The 17,432-nt window shown below is 43.9% G+C and carries 19 protein-coding genes; 3 read left to right on the top strand and 16 right to left on the bottom strand.

What is annotated here, in order from left to right:
- Positions 1-13: 13 nt before the first annotated feature.
- From FC83_RS02310 to pgtP, 8 genes are all read right to left on the bottom strand, one after another.
- The gene (locus tag FC83_RS02310; RefSeq protein WP_035452920.1) at positions 14-760 is read right to left on the bottom strand and encodes an amino acid ABC transporter ATP-binding protein; all 747 of its coding nucleotides are present in this window, start codon (positions 758-760) and stop codon (positions 14-16) included.
- Positions 761-772: 12 nt separating this feature from the next.
- A complete protein-coding gene (locus FC83_RS02305; RefSeq protein ID WP_057002338.1) occupies positions 773-1,459 on the bottom strand; it encodes an amino acid ABC transporter permease in 687 nt (228 codons plus the stop codon).
- Between the two features lie 21 nt (positions 1,460-1,480).
- The gene (locus FC83_RS02300) at positions 1,481-2,317 is read right to left on the bottom strand and encodes a transporter substrate-binding domain-containing protein (protein ID WP_035452919.1); all 837 of its coding nucleotides are present in this window, start codon (positions 2,315-2,317) and stop codon (positions 1,481-1,483) included.
- 36 nt (positions 2,318-2,353) lie between these two features.
- On the bottom strand, positions 2,354-3,193 hold the full coding sequence (locus FC83_RS02295; RefSeq protein WP_057002337.1) for a dimethylarginine dimethylaminohydrolase family protein: 840 nt from the start codon (positions 3,191-3,193) through the stop codon (positions 2,354-2,356).
- A 6-nt stretch (positions 3,194-3,199) separates the two neighbouring features.
- A complete protein-coding gene (locus FC83_RS02290) occupies positions 3,200-4,864 on the bottom strand; it encodes a zinc-binding metallopeptidase family protein (RefSeq protein ID WP_057002336.1) in 1,665 nt (554 codons plus the stop codon).
- A gap of 488 nt (positions 4,865-5,352) precedes the next feature.
- Positions 5,353-6,108, bottom strand: a complete 756-nt coding sequence (locus FC83_RS02285; protein WP_035452917.1) for a glycosyltransferase family 2 protein — start codon at positions 6,106-6,108, stop codon at positions 5,353-5,355.
- 92 nt (positions 6,109-6,200) lie between these two features.
- Positions 6,201-7,358 carry a cation:proton antiporter gene (locus FC83_RS02280; protein WP_035452938.1) on the bottom strand — a complete coding sequence of 386 codons (1,158 nt, stop codon included), beginning with the start codon at positions 7,356-7,358 and terminating at the stop codon, positions 6,201-6,203.
- A 129-nt stretch (positions 7,359-7,487) separates the two neighbouring features.
- On the bottom strand, positions 7,488-8,840 hold the full coding sequence (gene pgtP / locus FC83_RS02275; RefSeq protein ID WP_057002335.1) for a phosphoglycerate transporter protein PgtP: 1,353 nt from the start codon (positions 8,838-8,840) through the stop codon (positions 7,488-7,490).
- Between the two features lie 169 nt (positions 8,841-9,009).
- Here pgtP and FC83_RS02270 point away from each other — a divergent pair, with 169 nt between their 5' ends.
- Positions 9,010-9,822, top strand: coding sequence for a fumarylacetoacetate hydrolase family protein (locus FC83_RS02270; RefSeq protein ID WP_035452915.1), 813 nt, complete (start codon positions 9,010-9,012; stop codon positions 9,820-9,822).
- A 145-nt stretch (positions 9,823-9,967) separates the two neighbouring features.
- On the opposite strand, the gene FC83_RS02265 is transcribed toward FC83_RS02270, so the two are convergent.
- The 5 genes from FC83_RS02265 to FC83_RS02245 all read right to left on the bottom strand — a co-directional run bounded on the left by FC83_RS02265 (position 9,968) and on the right by FC83_RS02245 (position 13,880).
- Positions 9,968-10,501: a hypothetical protein gene (locus FC83_RS02265; RefSeq protein WP_035452913.1), complete on the bottom strand. Its 534-nt coding sequence runs from the start codon at positions 10,499-10,501 to the stop codon at positions 9,968-9,970.
- Between the two features lie 148 nt (positions 10,502-10,649).
- Positions 10,650-11,237 (bottom strand): hypothetical protein, encoded by a 588-nt coding sequence (locus FC83_RS02260; protein ID WP_035452911.1) that lies wholly within the window; start codon positions 11,235-11,237, stop codon positions 10,650-10,652.
- Between the two features lie 3 nt (positions 11,238-11,240).
- Entirely contained in the window at positions 11,241-12,614 is a 1,374-nt protein-coding gene (locus tag FC83_RS02255) for an AAA family ATPase (RefSeq protein ID WP_035452909.1), read from the bottom strand.
- 189 nt (positions 12,615-12,803) lie between these two features.
- Entirely contained in the window at positions 12,804-13,199 is a 396-nt protein-coding gene (locus tag FC83_RS02250) for an iron-sulfur cluster biosynthesis family protein (RefSeq protein WP_035452907.1), read from the bottom strand.
- 69 nt (positions 13,200-13,268) lie between these two features.
- Positions 13,269-13,880 carry a TetR/AcrR family transcriptional regulator gene (locus FC83_RS02245; RefSeq protein ID WP_035452905.1) on the bottom strand — a complete coding sequence of 204 codons (612 nt, stop codon included), beginning with the start codon at positions 13,878-13,880 and terminating at the stop codon, positions 13,269-13,271.
- A gap of 136 nt (positions 13,881-14,016) precedes the next feature.
- On the opposite strand from FC83_RS02245, the gene FC83_RS17590 reads away from it, so the two are divergent.
- Positions 14,017-14,610 (top strand): MFS transporter, encoded by a 594-nt coding sequence (locus FC83_RS17590; protein WP_338028688.1) that lies wholly within the window; start codon positions 14,017-14,019, stop codon positions 14,608-14,610.
- A gap of 2 nt (positions 14,611-14,612) precedes the next feature.
- Positions 14,613-15,419 (top strand): MFS transporter, encoded by an 807-nt coding sequence (locus tag FC83_RS17585; protein WP_338028687.1) that lies wholly within the window; start codon positions 14,613-14,615, stop codon positions 15,417-15,419.
- A 59-nt stretch (positions 15,420-15,478) separates the two neighbouring features.
- On the opposite strand, the gene efp is transcribed toward FC83_RS17585, so the two are convergent.
- From efp to FC83_RS02225, 3 genes are all read right to left on the bottom strand, one after another.
- On the bottom strand, positions 15,479-16,036 hold the full coding sequence (gene efp, locus FC83_RS02235; protein ID WP_035452903.1) for an elongation factor P: 558 nt from the start codon (positions 16,034-16,036) through the stop codon (positions 15,479-15,481).
- A 222-nt stretch (positions 16,037-16,258) separates the two neighbouring features.
- On the bottom strand, positions 16,259-16,801 hold the full coding sequence (gene hxlB / locus FC83_RS02230) for a 6-phospho-3-hexuloisomerase (protein WP_035452901.1): 543 nt from the start codon (positions 16,799-16,801) through the stop codon (positions 16,259-16,261).
- Positions 16,801-17,424, bottom strand: coding sequence for an orotidine 5'-phosphate decarboxylase / HUMPS family protein (locus FC83_RS02225; protein WP_057002334.1), 624 nt, complete (start codon positions 17,422-17,424; stop codon positions 16,801-16,803). The genes hxlB and FC83_RS02225 overlap by 1 nt, the downstream gene beginning before the upstream one ends.
- Positions 17,425-17,432 lie beyond the last annotated feature (8 nt).

The following is a 17,432-nucleotide window of genomic DNA, read 5'->3' as shown; positions in this document are numbered from 1 at the left end:
CCTGTTGTTAAACCTACATGACTTTAGCCAAAAAGGTCCGGGTGCGAAAATTTTTCGAATGATTAAATAAGTAGTCTGGGGTACCAATATCAGCCACATGGCCATTATCCATGAACAATACTTTATCCGCGATTTGTTGGGCGAAATCCATCTCGTGGGTGACAATCACCATGGTCATTCCGGTTTTAGCTAAGCGTTCCATGACGCCTAACACTTCTCCCACCATTTCCGGATCTAAGGCAGAAGTGGGTTCATCAAATAACATGACCTCCGGTTGCATGGCCAGAGAGCGGACAATGGCCACCCGCTGTTGTTGGCCCCCAGAAAGCGATTGAGGATAAGCCTTGGCCTTCTCATCAAGACCAACCTGTTTTAAGAGATCATGGGCATTGGCAATGGCCTCAGCTTCAGACATGAGTTTTAGCTTAACCGGGGCAAAGGTGATATTCTCCAGCACACTTTTATGGGGAAATAAATTGAACTGTTGAAAGACCATCCCCATTTTGCGGCGACACAACTGCAATTCTTTTTTTGATAGTTGTCCTAAATTTTGCCCCTTGAACAAAACATCCCCAGTGTAGTTCCCGTCTAAGTGATTGAGGCAGCGCAGTAGCGTACTTTTACCCCCACCTGAGGGCCCAATAATGACGACTTTTTCTTCTTTCTTGACGGCGAAATTGATGTCCTTGAGCACCATATTTTGATCAAAAGCTTTTTTCAAGCCCCGAACTTCAATGATATTTTCAGTATTCGTCAACATTGACATCCCTCCTTAGTTTAAAGCCAGATATTTGCGACCCATGCGATTCTCAGCTAGTTGCAACAGTTGCGATAATACAAAAGTGAGGACGAAGTAAATGGCTGCGGCCACCAGTAAAGGCGGAATGAAGTTATACAGCGTGCCCCCAACGCCTAAGGCTTGGGCGGTCACTTCTTGGACCCCGATATAAAATAAAACTGAGGATTCCTTGATCAGGGAAATGAACTCATTGCCCATGGCTGGCAAAATATTGCGAACAGCTTGGGGCATCACCACGGAAAACAGGGTGGTGTTTTCACTTAATCCCAGGGAAATACCGGCTTCTGTTTGCCCCACGGCAATGGACATAATCCCCGAGCGGAAAATTTCAGCGGTATAAGCCCCGGAGTTCACCCCTAGGGCAATAGAGCCAGGAATTACCCGGTCTAGCGATGAGCCCAAAAAACGAATGTCTGGAATGGGCAGGGCCTTGGACAATACATAATAAATCAGCATCACTTGAATCATGGCTGGCGTTCCCCGCACGATGGCAATATAGGTTTTCGCCAACCAGGAAAATGGTTTAAATTTGGAGAGATTCATCGCAACCACTACTAACCCTAATAAGATCCCGATACAAATCCCGATCAGCGAGATGACCACTGTCTGGGCGGCCCCTTGAATGAATACCGGGTAATATTGACCTAAGAAATCAAACATAGTCCTGACCTTCTTTCAAAGTTACTTGCCGTATTTCAACTGGGTATTTTGTGCCTGGGTAAATAGGGTCTTCAAATCGCCATTTTTCTGCAACTTGGCTAAGGTCTTGTTGGTTTGTTTGATCAAGGCCTTATCCCCCTTGCGGCCGGCAATGTTAATGGTGCGATTTTGCTTAGGTGTGGTCAGTTTCAGTTTGGCCACCCCATAAATTTTAGGATACTGCTTGGTATAGTTGGCGGCGATGGCATTTTCAGCCACGACCCCGGCTAGATCACCTTGTTTTAATTCCGTGGTCAAACTGGTAAACCGCCCTTCAGTTACTAGCTGAGCACCACTTAATTGGGCCTTAGCGATAGCTTGTTGGGTGGTACTTTGCTGGACGCCGATTTGTTTGCCCTTCACATCGGCCGCTGTTTTATATTTGGCGATATCTTTTTTTTGCACCAGCAATACATTTTGAACATCATAGTAAGAATCAGAGAAAGCCACAGCCTTTTCCCGTTCCGGCGTGGGCACCATCCCCGCTAAAATCAAGTCGATTTTGCCGTCTTGTAATTCCGGGATCAAAGATGTAAATTCCGTGTTCACAATCTTTAACTTCACCCCTAAATCATCAGCGATTTTTTGGGCAATTAACATGTCGTACCCGGCAACTTGGCTTTTACCATTTTTCATGATGGGAAATTCAAAAGGCGGATAGTCCGCAGACGTCCCCACCACCAAGGTCTTGCTGTCTTTAATCTTTTGGACGCTTTGATCCGCGGCGTAACTGGTATAGGTACTGGTAGTAAAACTCAGCACGACAGCTGAAAGAATAGCTAGTAAACCTGCAATCATTACTTTTGTACGTCTCGTCATTTGAATACCTCCTATTTTTCCCAACAAAGTATTAACTTAAATGCGGTGCAATGGAAAAGTCATACAGTGGGGACCACCGCCAGCTTTCAGTAATTCCGTAATGGCCACAGGGATCACCTGCATGCCGTGTTCTGCCAAGGCTTGGTTGACCTGGGTGTTTTGGGCCAAAGAAATCACCCGCTTGGCGCCAAGGCTTTGTAAATTACAGCCGTGTTTAAAAATAGCGGCTTCGGACACAGGGATAACGTCAATGTCTAATTGCTGTAACAGGCGTTTAAATGAACTTGGCAAGCCTTGAAGATAGGCCACCGCCAAGTGGTCGGCCACTAAGTTGAAACACATATCTAAATGCAAGTAGGCCGATTTAGCGGGGACTTCAAAAACCTGGTAGCCATAGTCTGCTAAGCCAGCTTTAATTTCCAAAAAGCCTTGATGATCGGTGCGATCCAGTGTTCCTATGGCGATGGTAGCCTCATTTAAAAAAGCAAAATCGCCGCCTTCAAAATAACCTTTTTCCACGGCAAAGAGCTTAGGCATACCCAATGCCGCCATTTTCTGGGCATAAGCCTTTCTTTCTGAGAAACGAATTTGTTTGCGAAAGCGCCCCAAGATATAGCCTTCTTTCACACAACCGCCAAAATCCCGGGCAAAAACTGAATTGGACATATTATCCCCAGGGGTCAATTCCTCAACCCTGATTCCTTCAGCTTGATACACTGCTAACAGGGCTTGATATTCCGCCATAACTTTGGCCTGATCCACCGGTAGGTTGGCATATTGATTGGAAATTTGATTGATTGGGGCCACATAACGTAAATCCGTGGGTGGACAAGTCAATACTCTGGTTAAGATACCCGTGCCATTTTTCACTAACATAGTCGATCACACTCCTTTGGTCCAAGTTAATTGGGTAAAATTACGAATCAAATTGGGCAATACCCCAAAACTGTAAGGCTTATAGACCCGTTCCTTCCAGGTGTGGGCCCCTTTGCCATAAACCCCAATATCCACTGCCGGAATCGCTAGGGCTCTGATTTGGGGATAGGGCAAGGGGTAAAGCTGGGCCATCAAGGGAAAATTCAAGGCTAACTTCTGAATTTCGGCCTCAGATTCACTGATAGCAAAATAACTGCTGTCTGACAAAAATGGAAAGAATTTCTTCAGCACAAATTGATCAGTCGTTGCACATTGTGCCGTCATGGTCTGTAAATCCTGATAGATTTTCGTGTGTTCGGCCACATAATTATGGGGACAAAATGGTGGGGCGATGAATAGCACCACTTTAGGTGTTGTATCATTGGCGGCTTGGTCCAGATAATTGATCAACTCAAAGCCAATTTGACGTTTAGCCATATCGCCATGTTCATGAACAAAAGCCTTGATCAGCTTTGAGGTCGCTACGCCCTGACGATTTAAATGCTGAATATATTCTTGATAGGTATAAACTGCCAAGTGTCGTGTTTGCTTTGTCAGGGGTACCTGTAAGCCACGCTGATAATTTTTTTCAAGGGTGTCCATGTCCGCAGTCAATTGATCACAACGTTCTTGGACTGCTTGTTTCATCTGGGCCATGATTTGGTAAGCCGGCCGCTGGTAAGTAAAAGTATTAAAATACATATAAGTCGTTTTAGCAGTCTGCACATTATAAAAGTCTTTCTGATCCCGTAGCATCAAACAAGAAGATGGCAAAATCTCTTCATTGGGGATGTCTTCTACCAAGTCGGGATTGTTATTGACCAGTAAGTTGATGGCACTGGCCACCAGCGTTGAATCAATCCCCCCGTAAGTATTACCTACATGCGTTTCTTCACCCTTGATGTAAAAACAGGTCAGTACTTTGCCGGCGGCGCCGTAATAGATATATTTTTGAGTATCATTTTCAAATTTAGGACTAATAAAATCAGTGTTGATAGCTACGGTATAGTTAAGCTGATATTTCAACTTCAGGCGCATCAGCTCTCCAATGGCGTTGATAACCCCACTGTGATCATTTTCTTCCACGCAATTGCCCATGAATAATAGATTCCCCTGCTGTTCTTTAGGATGTTCACTGAAATAAAGGATGTTATTTATATGGACGGCATCCCCGCTCTTCATATCTAAAGCCCCCCGACCAAAGAGCCAGTCTTTAGATTGGGCATCTTTTTGAATGTCGGCATCTTGGGTATAACTTTGAAAATAGGTCGCCAGTTCGTCCGGGGTAAAAGCAGCGGTCTTGAGACTGCCGAAATCCGCCACCCCCACTGTATCAAAGTGAGCATGGTAAATGACCGTATCGTGGGCGCCGGGCTTTGGTAAGAAGGCAAAGACATTCTCCCGCCCCAAGGCGTCCCCAGGCAATTTTTGCGTCCACACCCATTGGGGATGAACTTGAAATATGGGAAAACTCCGGAAAATACCTTCGATGACCTCCGCAATGTCCACTTCCCCTGCCGTGCCATTCACACTGGGAATGCGAACTAAGATACGCGTCAATAATTCAATGCGCTTGGCTTCTGATAGTTGGGCCAATTGTTCATATACATTCACTGTCTTTGATTCATACATGTACTCTCCCCACCAATCCAAATTAGTTTTAGACAAATATGCAGCCAATTCACAATTTTGTATTTTAACCGGCTATCACGTCGTAAGCTTTGGCTTACTGGCGTTGTTAACAACTTAATTGATTCAAAGACTACTGTCAAACCGATATGTTAGTTTACATCACATATAATCATGCAATCTGGCCAATGTCTAACGCTTACATTTTAAATTCTTAGGCTAGCCAACTATATTTGCCAACAATTCACTTTAGGCGGCTTCAAAAGAAATAATATCTTGTGATTTTTGCTGACATGCCGATACAGCAACCATATTTATGAAGTTCATTGAATTTTTAAACACTTTATGGTGCTTGAGGTGAATATTTTAAGCGGTATCGTCTTTTATATTAAAAATACTGTATATTTTGTTTTTGGGACAACTACCCTTAATTTTTGGCGAAAAAAAACAGCCTATCCAAATGAACAGGCTGTATCAGTTAGCGTTTATTTTCAGTGGCGCAAGCTATCGCGAGCAATCTCCCCCATTTTAGCGAAGACCTCTTCTTCTTGGACCCGCATTTTATAGGTGCGGGAATGGATGGTACTGCCAGGGCGATTGACTTTGTGGTAGAGGGCCTTGGCGTAATAGACGAACTTGTTGCCTGCCGCCGCAGCTTCGGTGGTGAACAGGTAGTCTTCGGCGATTTGTAATTGAGTATCAAAACGCACTTTGGCGTCATTTAACATCGTGCGCCGGAAAGCTTTGTTCCAAATGTACCCGCCGACTTCGGTGCCATGGCGGGTCACGGAATCTAACATATTGGGCTTGCTAATTTCATCCCAGCGGGTGAAACGCAGGCGATCAAAGCTGTGATAGCTGACAGGACCAAACCAAGTATAGCCCACGGCGGCAATATCAGCCGAATAGTTAATGAGGCCCTCGGCTAACTTGCTGGCATATTCTGGATCCACCTGGTCATCCCCATCCACAAAAGCGACGCCAATACCCGTGGCGGCTTCAATCCCAGCATTTCTAGCTGCCGAGGCCCCCTGGTGTTCTGGCAGTTGGATGAGCTCAAATTGGGGATGGGCCTTACTGAAGTCTTGGGCAATAGCCAGAGTATCATCGCTGGAGTGATCGTCCACCAAAATAACATGATAATTATCATAATCCTGCTTGGCTAAATTAGCCAAACTTTTCTCTAAATAACCGCTTAAATTGTACATCGGGACAACAATATCCAATAAAGTCTCCAGGTTTGCCATTATCCCTGCCTCTTTTCTTTAGATAAACTGACTGTGTATGGTCAAGCATGGCGTGAGGTCTGCATATGACTATTATAGTTGATTGCCGCCTGCTATTTCAAAGATTTAGCATTGTGCTTAGACACACCCAACTTAATTAGAAATGGCGCGATCAAAGTGGTCAAAATAATGGCGGTGACGATGGCGGAATAATAATCCGTTGATAATAATTTTGCTTCAAAACCAATTTGGGCAATGATCAAAGCCATTTCACCTCGAGATACCATCCCGGCCCCCACCAGATAAGCTTGGCGATTGTCAAAATGGGCAAACTTGGCCCCCAGGGCAGCCCCAATTAGTTTCATCAAGGTGGCTACAACGGTCAATACAATAATCAAACCAATATCTTCGCGCAACCCAGCCAGGGTCATGTTCAAACCAATACTCACAAAGAACACGGGGATAAAAATCCCGTAACCAATGGGCTGAATATTGTGGTCCACTTCCGTTTTGGCCTTGGTCTGGTCAATGGCGATGCCGGCAAAAAAGGCCCCCACAACGGCACTCAAACCAGCCAGATCAGCCACATAAGCCAGCGAGAAGCATAATATGATGGCCATCAAAGTTCGGGCTTGGGGAACAAACAACTTGTCGGCGATGCCCACCAGATAAGGGGTGACAAATTTTACCAAGAGATAAACTCCGACAAAATATAACACCTGCCACACAAAGGTCAACCCCAGGCTTTGCTGACTGCCCCCGGTACCTAACAGACTCACCATCACACTGAGCATCAACACTGCCAGGATGTCGTCTACCACTGCTGCGCCTAGAATCGTGGACCCAGCTTGGCCTTTAAGCAAGTCCAGTTCCTTTAAAACCGCCACGGATATAGAAACCGAGGTAGCCGCAAAAATGACCCCGATGAAAATATTTTCTTGCCCATGAATGCCAAACAGCTCCCCCACAGCCATGGTGCCCGCCACGGGGAAAATAACCCCTAAAATCGCCACCAACACACTGGGGCCAAAGTATTTTTTCAACAGGGCCAAATTACTTTCCAGACCGGCCATGAACATGAGGATGATCACGCCTAGTTCGGAAAAGATATGGATGAAATTGTTGGGCTGAAGCCAATTTAACAGGGCTGGCCCTAAGAGGATACCCACTAGGAGTTGGCCGATGACCCCGGGGATGCCAATGCGGGTACTGAAGTGGGCGATGATAGTGGTGGTGATCAAGATGAGCAGTAAGCTGCCTAAAAATGCCATAAAATCTTCCTTTCTGAAATAAAAAAAGCCCAAAGATATGTCCCTCACACCCCTGAGTGGACAAATCCTTGAGCTTAGTCAACCGAACAAACTTATTTATTTAATAATATTATAGCATACTGAGTCGCCTTAGTCAGTCAGAGTTTGCCCCCGGACATGCCAGGTTAAGGCGAAGAGTGCAGCAGCTAGGAGACTGGCTCCTAGAATCAGGCCAAACCCGGCCTGCCAGCCAAACCAATCCACGGTGTAGCCGATGATAGCGTTGGCGGAAAAAGAGCCAAAGAAATAACCGAATAGCCCAGTGAGACCGGCAGCTGTCCCGGCAGCTTTTTTAGGTACCAAATCCAGGGCCTGCAGGCCAATTAACATCACGGGGCCGTAAATCCAAAAGCCGATCATGATCAACGCAAAATTGATCACCACAATATTGGTGGCGTTCATGTATAACAGCACAAAGGCCGACACCACTAACATGAAGACAAAGCCAGCAGGCCCCCGACGGCCCTTAAAGACTTTATCCGAAACCCAGCCGGCGATCAGCGTCCCGGGGATGCCGGCAATCTCGTACCAGAAGTAACTCCAACTGGAGCTAGCTAAGGTAATGTGTTTGACCTCCGTTAAATAGGTGGGGGCCCAATTTTCCACCCCGTAGCGAACTAAGTAAACAAAAATATTGGCCACGGCAATCAACCAGATCCACTTGTTGTTTAAGACATATTTGAATAAAATTTCTCTGGTGGTCAATTCCGTTTCAAATAACTTGTGGTCTTTGTTGGGATAATCATTGCGATAGGCTTCAATGGGTGGTAAGCCAACGGATTCGGGGGTGTCGCGAATCAATAAAAAGGCAATGAAGGCCACCACTAACCCAATAATGGCTGGCAAGATAAAAGCACCGTGATAGGATTTAAAGCCATCAAGGGCAAAGTAAGATCCCACCAAAGCAATCCCCCCGGTGGCAATCGGGGCCATAAAGCCGCCACCCACGTTATGGGCTACGTTCCAAATGGCGGTCTTACCACCCCGCTCATTGATGGAATACCAGTGGACCAAAACCCGACCGGATGGCGGCCAGCCCATCCCCTGGAACCAGCCCAGGACAAACAGGGCAATGAACATGATGGTGATACTGGAAGTCAGCACCGGGATAAAGCCCAAGGCCAAGTTCACCAACGCCGCCAAGACCAGTCCTAACGGTAAGAAAACGCGGGCATTGCTGTGGTCAGACACCATCCCCATGACAAACTTACTGATGCCATAGGCTAGAGAAACCGCTGATAAGGCTAACCCCAGCTGACCCTTGGAAAATCCCGCTTGGGTTAATTGGGGAATAGCCAAGGAAAAGTTGTTCCGGAGCAAGTAATAACCGGCATATCCAATAAAAATCCCCAGGAAGACCTGTAAACGCAGCTTCTTATAGGTTTCGTCAACCTTTTCCTGGGGTACTTTTTCCGTGGCAATATGGGGCTTTAATAATTGCATTAAACCATCTGCTTTCCAAAAATAGTTGTAAGCGGTAACACTAATATAATAGCAATTATGGCCTTCAATGTAAAAAGTTATGTTTCCATAAGAATTTTATTTAGTTTGTAGTCTTGGCGATGCGCCCCTTTAAAAAATGTTAAAATAGCTAAAAGGAGATGGTTTTTTAATGAAACTTGCCATGTATCAAAACAAGCCAATCGTTGTGACGGAAAATCCCTCACAAATCACTTACCAACCTATTACAAACATCTATAATATCCGAGATTTCCTATCAGCACCGCGGCCTTTAACCTTAGGCGACCCCCAGATTTTGACAGATCTCCATGACTTATCAGCGCCGATTGAAAACCCGAAACAAATTTTTGCCGTGGGCTTCAATTACGCTGACCACATGGCCGAACTACATACACAGGCCCCAAAAGAACCTAATATTTTCACCAAATATCAAAGTTCCATCACTGGCCCTTATCCCACGGTTCAGGTCCAAGGTCAACAAACCGACTGGGAAACTGAATTAGTAGTGGTTGTGGGCCAAGGCGGCCGCAATATTCAACCTGAAGATGCTGCCAAGCACATTGGCGGTTACATGGTGGGTGAGGATCTGTCGGATCGGCGCCTGCAATTTGCCAACACAGACCCACAATTTGGTTTGGCCAAATCCTACGCTAATTTTTCACCAGTAGGGCCTTGGCTGACCACGCCAGATAGTCTGCCTGATGTGAATACTTTACAATTAACCACCAGTTTAAATGGGGTTGCGAAGCAAAACGGTAACCTGATGGACTTAATTTTTGATGGTGCGGCTTTGATCAGTTATCTATCCGGCATTGTAGCTTTATATCCTGGGGATTTAATCTTCACCGGCACCCCCGGTGGTGTGGGCGTAGGCCGCAAACCTCAAGAATTTATTAAACCCGGCGACACCTTAGTGGGTGAAATCCAACAATTAGGGCGGCTGGAAATGAATTTTACCGATTAATAAAAATAGTTTAGAGTGTCTCTATCATTTAAAAAAGTCCTCCAATTAGTTGGCTTTTGCCTTGTAATTGGAGGACTTTTTGGGGATAAGTGTAATCTCTTCAGAGTTGCTAAAATTCTATTTCTAAGTTTTTAAATTCATCTATTTAATGAGGTTGAACGGCCCAGGTCACATCATTGATATCGCCATTATCAAAAACTTGGTATAAGCGCGTATCTATCGCTTGGCCATTGGTATCATCTTCTAAAGCAACTTCGATTGGTCCAAGGAAAGGTGTTGTTGTCCGCCACCTTGTATTGCTATTCCAATCTTCACCATATCTTGAAACAACGTTTAAGATAGCGTCTAACCAGTTATAGACTGGCGTTTTAATTTGATTGCCCTGAATCCATAAGTTGCCACCAGCATAGTAATAATAACCATCATCGCGCCAAGTATAGCCATATACTTGCCATTGCGAATTTACCGGTAAAACTCGTTGAAATACTTTATTTTGATCATTACCCTCAAAAAGATTAGCACCCCAAGTCCCAACCACGGTTGCGGTGGTCGGGTAATCGTAATAAACATTTTGATCTCGACTGGGATGCGCGCTCACTTGGTCAGTGTTAGACAACACCCCAGCAACTACCAGAAAAGTGGCTGCAATCAACAGCAATATAGTTCGTTTTAATTTCATTTTTCTTTCCTCCAAAAATATAGATAGGATAGCTACCTTGCCCCAAACAAAAATTTTAATGCTAAATTCGTCCCATAAATTAGCTGACCCAAGCAAATTACAACAAGTCTCCATTATTTGGCAAACTCAATCAGACTTCAGTTAACGCTTAAAATTGCGTCCGATGATTCAGGCAATAATCTAAAAACATGTCCACATTCGTCCGTTTCGATTTAGCAAAGCGCTGTGCCAACTCAGTCGTGGTATCAGCATCAGCATTTTGCTGAATCGTTGGATCAAATACTTTCAAGTATTTAGATTTGTCCCGATTATTTTTAGGCACAAATGGAAAGTTGATATCTCTTAAGGCGTCTTCAAAATTTTCAATAAAGTAAATCGGCATAATATAAGGTTTGAGCTGATAGTCCCCAATATTAGAAATAAATCCATCAATATAGTTACGCCTTACATCCCTATTTTCTACATCGTCAACGTCCATAATGGTAAATATCCTAAAATCCAATAGTTCCCTTTTTCGATGTTGAATTGTTTCATATTCTTTGAGAAGTGCACTTTTACTTCTAAAAATATTGTTCTGAAAAACATCAGGTAGCTTATTAATTTGAATACTACTCTTGCCCTTATTTCTGGCAAATATTTCAATTTTTAACCTTAACTTTGATTTGATACTTTGCACAAATGCGTATTCAGACTGGCCGTGCACGATGACGACCGCACAAGTGTGTTGGTTGTTCATTAACTAATCCTCAATTCCGTCTAGAATATCATCAAAATCAACATCGTCTGTATAAGGAATGCCATCAAAATAGCCTTCTAGATAAAGTTTTTGAACATTATTATTCGCTTTTATCTTAGCAATACTTGGCAGTGGTTCTACCCGTTTACGCCCATTGGCATCACTGCGGATAACATATAATGAACTGGGTGCAATTTCCCGCATCAATTGCGTATCATGGGTGGTAAATATCAATTGGCCTTGCAGATCTTCACTGATATTTTCGACGATTCGATTGATTAATAGATCATGAATGCCAGAATCTATTTCATCAATCACCACCGTATCTCCAGCTTTAGCATTGAGCAGCAATGGTAACAATTCTAATAACTGTTTTGTGCCATGAGACTCGAGTACGAAAGGAACCTTGATTATTTCCCCATCAATTCGTTTAGACTCGTATAAATCATATTTCAATCTGTTATCATCAATAATATCACGCTTATATTTAAGCTCTAAAATATCACTGTACAAGGGAATAAAGTACTTATTAATTGCCAGCTCAGTATTGTCAAGATTTGCATTACCTCTTTCATCATTCGTAACAATGCCTCTGTATAAATCACCATGCAATAGACTTTTAAAAACCTGCATTGCAGCAGCTCTATCTGTTTTGATTGATATCTGTGAAAGATCATCGAAAACTTTTATGAAATTTTTAGATACATTATCGTCCACATACGACTCATTGCTTGCGCTCTGAAAGTTGTAAAATAAAGCAAGAAATGTATGCTTTCCCCAGAATCGTTCTATTTGGTCTTTAAAAATAGGGATAACATTAGTATTAAATAAACTGGGACTAAGTTTAAAAGTGGGTTTACTTGAGAAGTTTGCCTTATTGATACTAAAAATAGTTCCAGTTGCTTTTTTTATCAAATATTTCAATGTCTCAGATGCTAAATAGATTTTTCCTTTATCTTTTTTAAAAATCAGTTCATAGCTTCCATCATGCTCATCAATTCTAAATTTATAAATAATACGCATAGGATCATTGGAATTAATCATATAGTAAGATCTGAAAACGCTTAGAACACTGTCGTCGTTACTACTGTGAATGACTTTGTTACGTAGCATCTTCAGTAAAGTTTGATTAGCATCTATTTCCGCTTCGTCCTGGTTGGCATTGCCCATTTTCGATTCTAATTGAGCTAATTCTATTTGATTTTTGTAAGTTCGTATTGACAATGCTAAATTCATAAATGCGGAAACAATATTTGATTTTCCAGCACCATTCTCGCCATAAATCGCAATTAAATTCTTAGGTTGGCCGCTTTGCTGCATATCTAAAAAAAGATGCTTAAAAGATTTATAGTTAGCAAATTCAATGCTTGTAAACATGTAATCATCTCCAATTGGGTACATTTTGTTCCCAATTGACATAATATCATAGTATTTTTTCATAAACAATCAAACAAATTTTTGCTATTAACCGATATTTCCATATTGATTCATAACACCATATCTCCAAATTCCGCAAAATAAGCACAAAAAAAATCCCAGAAATAATTTTCCGGGATTTCTAGGTTTTTAACAGCCAGTACTACCAGCAAAGATACCTTTGGCAAAGGCGGCTTTGATGTCTGAGCCCTTGGCGATTTGCACACCGCCGTCTAAGAGGCCAGAATCATCTTTCAAACTGATGCGATAATTCTTGAAGTCCAGTTTCAAGCCCTTGCCCATAAAGGTCAAATCATATTTAGACGTGTAAAGTTGTAAGCCCACGTTATTTTCTAATTCAATCGCGTACTTAGGATCAGGTTGTTCTAATTCAACAATGGAGAACTTGGCCCCTAAAGAACAGGCGCCACCTAATAAGGAATAATCGCCGCCACCATCGTCTGCAATCAGCAATAGTGGTTTGTCAGCAATCTGTTTTTCCTTGAGTAATGCAACAACACTATTTGTAATTTGAATACTTGCCATACTACCTCACCTCAATTACATTATACACAATTTACTTGTGTAATAGTAATATTTCGCCAAAAAAGTTGTTTACTGTTGGGCCATGATGGCGGGTAGGACTACTGTGTCAACGATTTCCGCAGCAACGTCATCAGTAATTTCTTTGGCCTCGATCATAGCTTGATACAAAATTAATTGAAATGGCAGTAGTTTCACATAATCTGTGACCGCATGTTGAATCTCGCCTTTCAACTGGGCTTGGCTTAAAAGCCGATCCATTAAAAATAAATCTTGACGCCGTAGCTCGGCCATAATGGCCTTGACCTGGGGACTATCTTTCCCCAATTCAATTAAAAAGGCCTTTAGAAACTGTTGATTACGGCCAAAAAACTGGGAAGATACCCGAAATCGTTGTAACACTGCTAATAAGTTATCCCGCAGATTATGTTGGCTGAAGTCGGCGTCTTCAATAGCTGATTCGTGTTTTGCATCGGAAAAGTACTGGACTGCTTGATACAAGAGGGCAAAGGGACTTTCAAACCGGCGGTATAAAACAGTCCGGCCGGTTTTAGCCCGCCGTGCCACGCTGGCAAAGGTCACTTTTTCATAACCGGATTCATTTAAAATAGCTACGGCAGCCTGGTAAATAGCCTGGGTCAAGGCATCCCCGGACTTCCGGGTTTCTTTTTTTTCTGCACACATAATAGACCTCGCATTTTTTTAAGATACACCTTGTATTTTAACACAACCAGGTGTAAACTGAGTTTCGTTAATAGATACACTATGTATCTTATTTAGGAACATAATGAATCTAATCTACGAAATACGAGGTATCCAAATGAAACATACAGCACAAACCGCAATTCCTAAATCCATAAAAGTCATGGCCTGGATCTTAGTGTTAGGTTCTATGGCGCCTATGTTAGACGCCACCATGGTCAATATCGCCATTCACCAATTGCGAGCTGATTTCAACACTAGTTTAGCCATGGTGCAATGGACCGTCACGGGTTTCGCCCTAGCCATGGGCGCGGCGGTCCCCTTTTCCGGCTGGTTGATCAACCGCTTTTCTGGAAAGCAAATTTATCTCTGGGCCGAAATTGCCTTTGGAATCACGTCCTTATTGTCCGGCCTAGCCTGGCATATCAACGTACTCATTGGTTTTCGTTTACTGCAAGGCTTTGCCGCCGGGTTGATTTTGCCCCTGCTCACCACCCTGTTAGTGGATGCCGTGGGACCAGCTAAGATGGGCCGGATCATGGCCATCGTTGGCGTGCCTATGACCCTGGGGCCCATTTTAGGCCCCATCATCGGGGGTTTTATCGTCCAGTACAGCTCCTGGCGCTGGATTTTCTTTATCAATGTCCCACTAGTCATCATCGCAGCTATTTTACTGGTGTTAAAAATCCCCAAGCTAAATTGGACTATTTAGGCGTGACCCTTTTGGCGGCCATCGCCAGCACCATCATCTACGGCGTGGTCCAGGCCAGTTCCAAGGGCAGTTTTAACAATCCCCAAGCCCTGATTTATATTGGAATTGGTTTGGCTTTGCTCTTGGTCTACAGTGCTTATGCCCACCGTCATGAAACCACTGTCGTCCTCCCCTTAAACTTATTCCGCCACAAAAATTTCACCGGATCCATGTTAGGACTGCTACTGGCTGGCTTCATCACCAGTGGCCCCATGATTTTACTACCCCTGTTCTTCCAAGATGTCCGGGGCCAAAGTGTCATCCTAGCGGCCATTGCCCTGATTCCCCAAAGTATTGGCATGTTGATATCCCGGGGCAGCATTGGCCGCCTGGTGGATAAAATCGGCGCCCGCTGGGTGGTAATTGCCAGCATCTTCGTCACTATTTTAGGCACAGCCCCCTTTATTTACTTTGACCAGCACAGTTCTTATCTGTTGATTGCTCTCGTCCTCTTTATCCGGGGCATCGGCGGCGCTGGTATCGTCCAACCCTTGATGAGTGACCCCTTTATTGGCTTGGCAAAGTCTCAAACTGCCCAGGCTTCCATTGGGACCCGCATGATGCAACAAGTGGGCGGCGGCTTTGGCTCGGCCTTTCTCGCCACCATTGTGGCCAGTTATACCGCCAACCACCACGTCACCACCACCCTGGGGCTCACCAGCGCTTACCAACAAGCCTTCTTGTGGTCCACGGTATTGATCATCGTGATCCTCATCCCCGCCATGTTACTAACCAATAAAATGAAACTAGAAATTCGTGAGCTCAATTAACTGGCCACATAAAAAAACGCCACTCCCTCAAAAAGGAATGACGTTTTTTTGCTTTAAAATTAAGCCCGTTTTTGATAAGTGCCTTCAGACGTGTTGATAACTAATTTGTCACCCACACTGATGAAGTCAGGCACGTTGATGATCAAGCCAGTTTCCAAAGTAGCTGGTTTCCCAGAACCCGTAACAGTGGCACCCTTGATGGAAGGTTGCGTTTCAGTAACTGTTAATTCAACAGTTGTTGGTAACTTGATCCCAATGACTTCTGATTCGTAGAATTCGATCTTAACATTGGTGTTTTCCAACAAATATTTCAATTCAGTTTCAATACTTTCAACAGGAATTTCATATTGTTCGTAAGTTTCCAAGTCCATGAAATAAGCCATGTCATCTTGGGTGTATAAGTATTGGGCATCCTTAGTTTCAAGAATAGCTTGTTCTACTTTTTCACTTGGCCGCATGGTGGTTTGCACCGTGGAACCAGAGCGAATATCATATAACTTCATTTGCATTACCGTGTTGCCTTTACCAGGCTTATGGTGGTTACTTTCAACGACTTTGATCAGCTTGCCGTCTTTGACAAAGGCCATTCCTGGTTTTAAATTAATTGCTTCAAGCATGCGTAAATCTCCTTAAAATAATGTATTTAGTATTACCTATTAGCAGCTACGAAAACGAGCGCTCACTTATAAATATATTGCTTATTCCCCCGTGCGTCAAGTTAAGTTTAAAAATCCCGGTGTCATCGACTTTGCCACGCAAAAAGCGGCGCTTAAAACCGCTTATGCCGGTCTTGCACCGCTTAAAAATAGGATTTGCTTTCAATTTGAAAATAGGGCGTTTTATTCCACATTCACATGCTCATTCAAGGCATCTTGATTACTAGTGTCATCGCGTTTGGCTAATTTCAAGGTTAAAGCATCTAAAGTGATGTGCACCGTTTGATCAAACAAGGTGGACAACAACTGAATAGATTTCACCCCAGCTCCGGTTTTAGTAGCCCCGGGGACCACGACGACTTTATCGGCCAATTGGGCCAAAGGCGATTGATCATTACTGGTAAAGGCAATGATATTTAAGCCTAGTTTTTTAGCAGCTTCTGTGTCACTGACAATCCCCTTGGTAGTACCGGACCCGGAAATTGCTACCCAAGTATCGCCCTTTTGAATCGATGGCGTAATTGTTTCGCCCATGACATAGTCAGTGTAGCCAATGTGCATCAAGCGCATGGCAAAGCCCTTGGCCTGAAAGCCGGAGCGGCCGGCCCCAATGACAAAGATCCGCTTATCCTTAGTGATCAGTGGCATGGCAGCATCTAATTGACCTTCGTCAACGAGCCCCATGACTTCATTAATTTCTTGCATGATATCTGGTAAAACTTGCATTAGCGTATGGCCTCCATAAATTCTTCAGTGGCCGCTACTGGGTCACTGGCGTTCATAATCGTTCCGCCAACAATGACAATGTCGGTTAAGCCCTGAGCGGCTAAAGCCTTGGCCCCGGCTAAGTCCACGCCACCAGCAATGGCGATATGTTGGACTTGGGGGAAATTGTGGTGAAATTCTGCCACGGTGGCGGTGGGATCCAACTTATCGTGGCGATCTTTAGAGTGATGCAAGGCATAAATCGCCCGTTTCACATCGGTGATGATCTTTAATTTCACCTGAGGAACCTCTAACAAATCTATCATCATGGTTCCCCCAGCTGCCGCCGTGGTTTTAGCGACGGTTTCAATAGTAGCCCAGGAACTGGCTCCCATCACCGTTAAAATATCGGCCCCGGCTTTAAAACCTTGTTGGAACTCATAGGCCCCTTCGTCAATAGTTTTCAAATCCACCAATAATTGAGATTGCACCACGGCTGCGCGCATGGCTTGCATGCCCGCAAAGCCGTAATCCTTCACTAAAGAAGTGCCCATCTCAATAATATCGGCGTGGCCGTCCAACTTTTTGGCGGCAGTTACGGCATCGTCTAACGTTAAGCGGTCAATTGCCACTTGTAATTGCATAAGCGTCC

Origin of the sequence: Agrilactobacillus composti DSM 18527 = JCM 14202 (assembly GCF_001436375.1) — a bacterium.
GTDB lineage: Bacteria > Bacillota > Bacilli > Lactobacillales > Lactobacillaceae > Agrilactobacillus > Agrilactobacillus composti.
The sequence above is the reverse complement of the archived record's forward strand: the minus strand, read 5'-3'. Positions and strand labels throughout refer to the sequence as shown.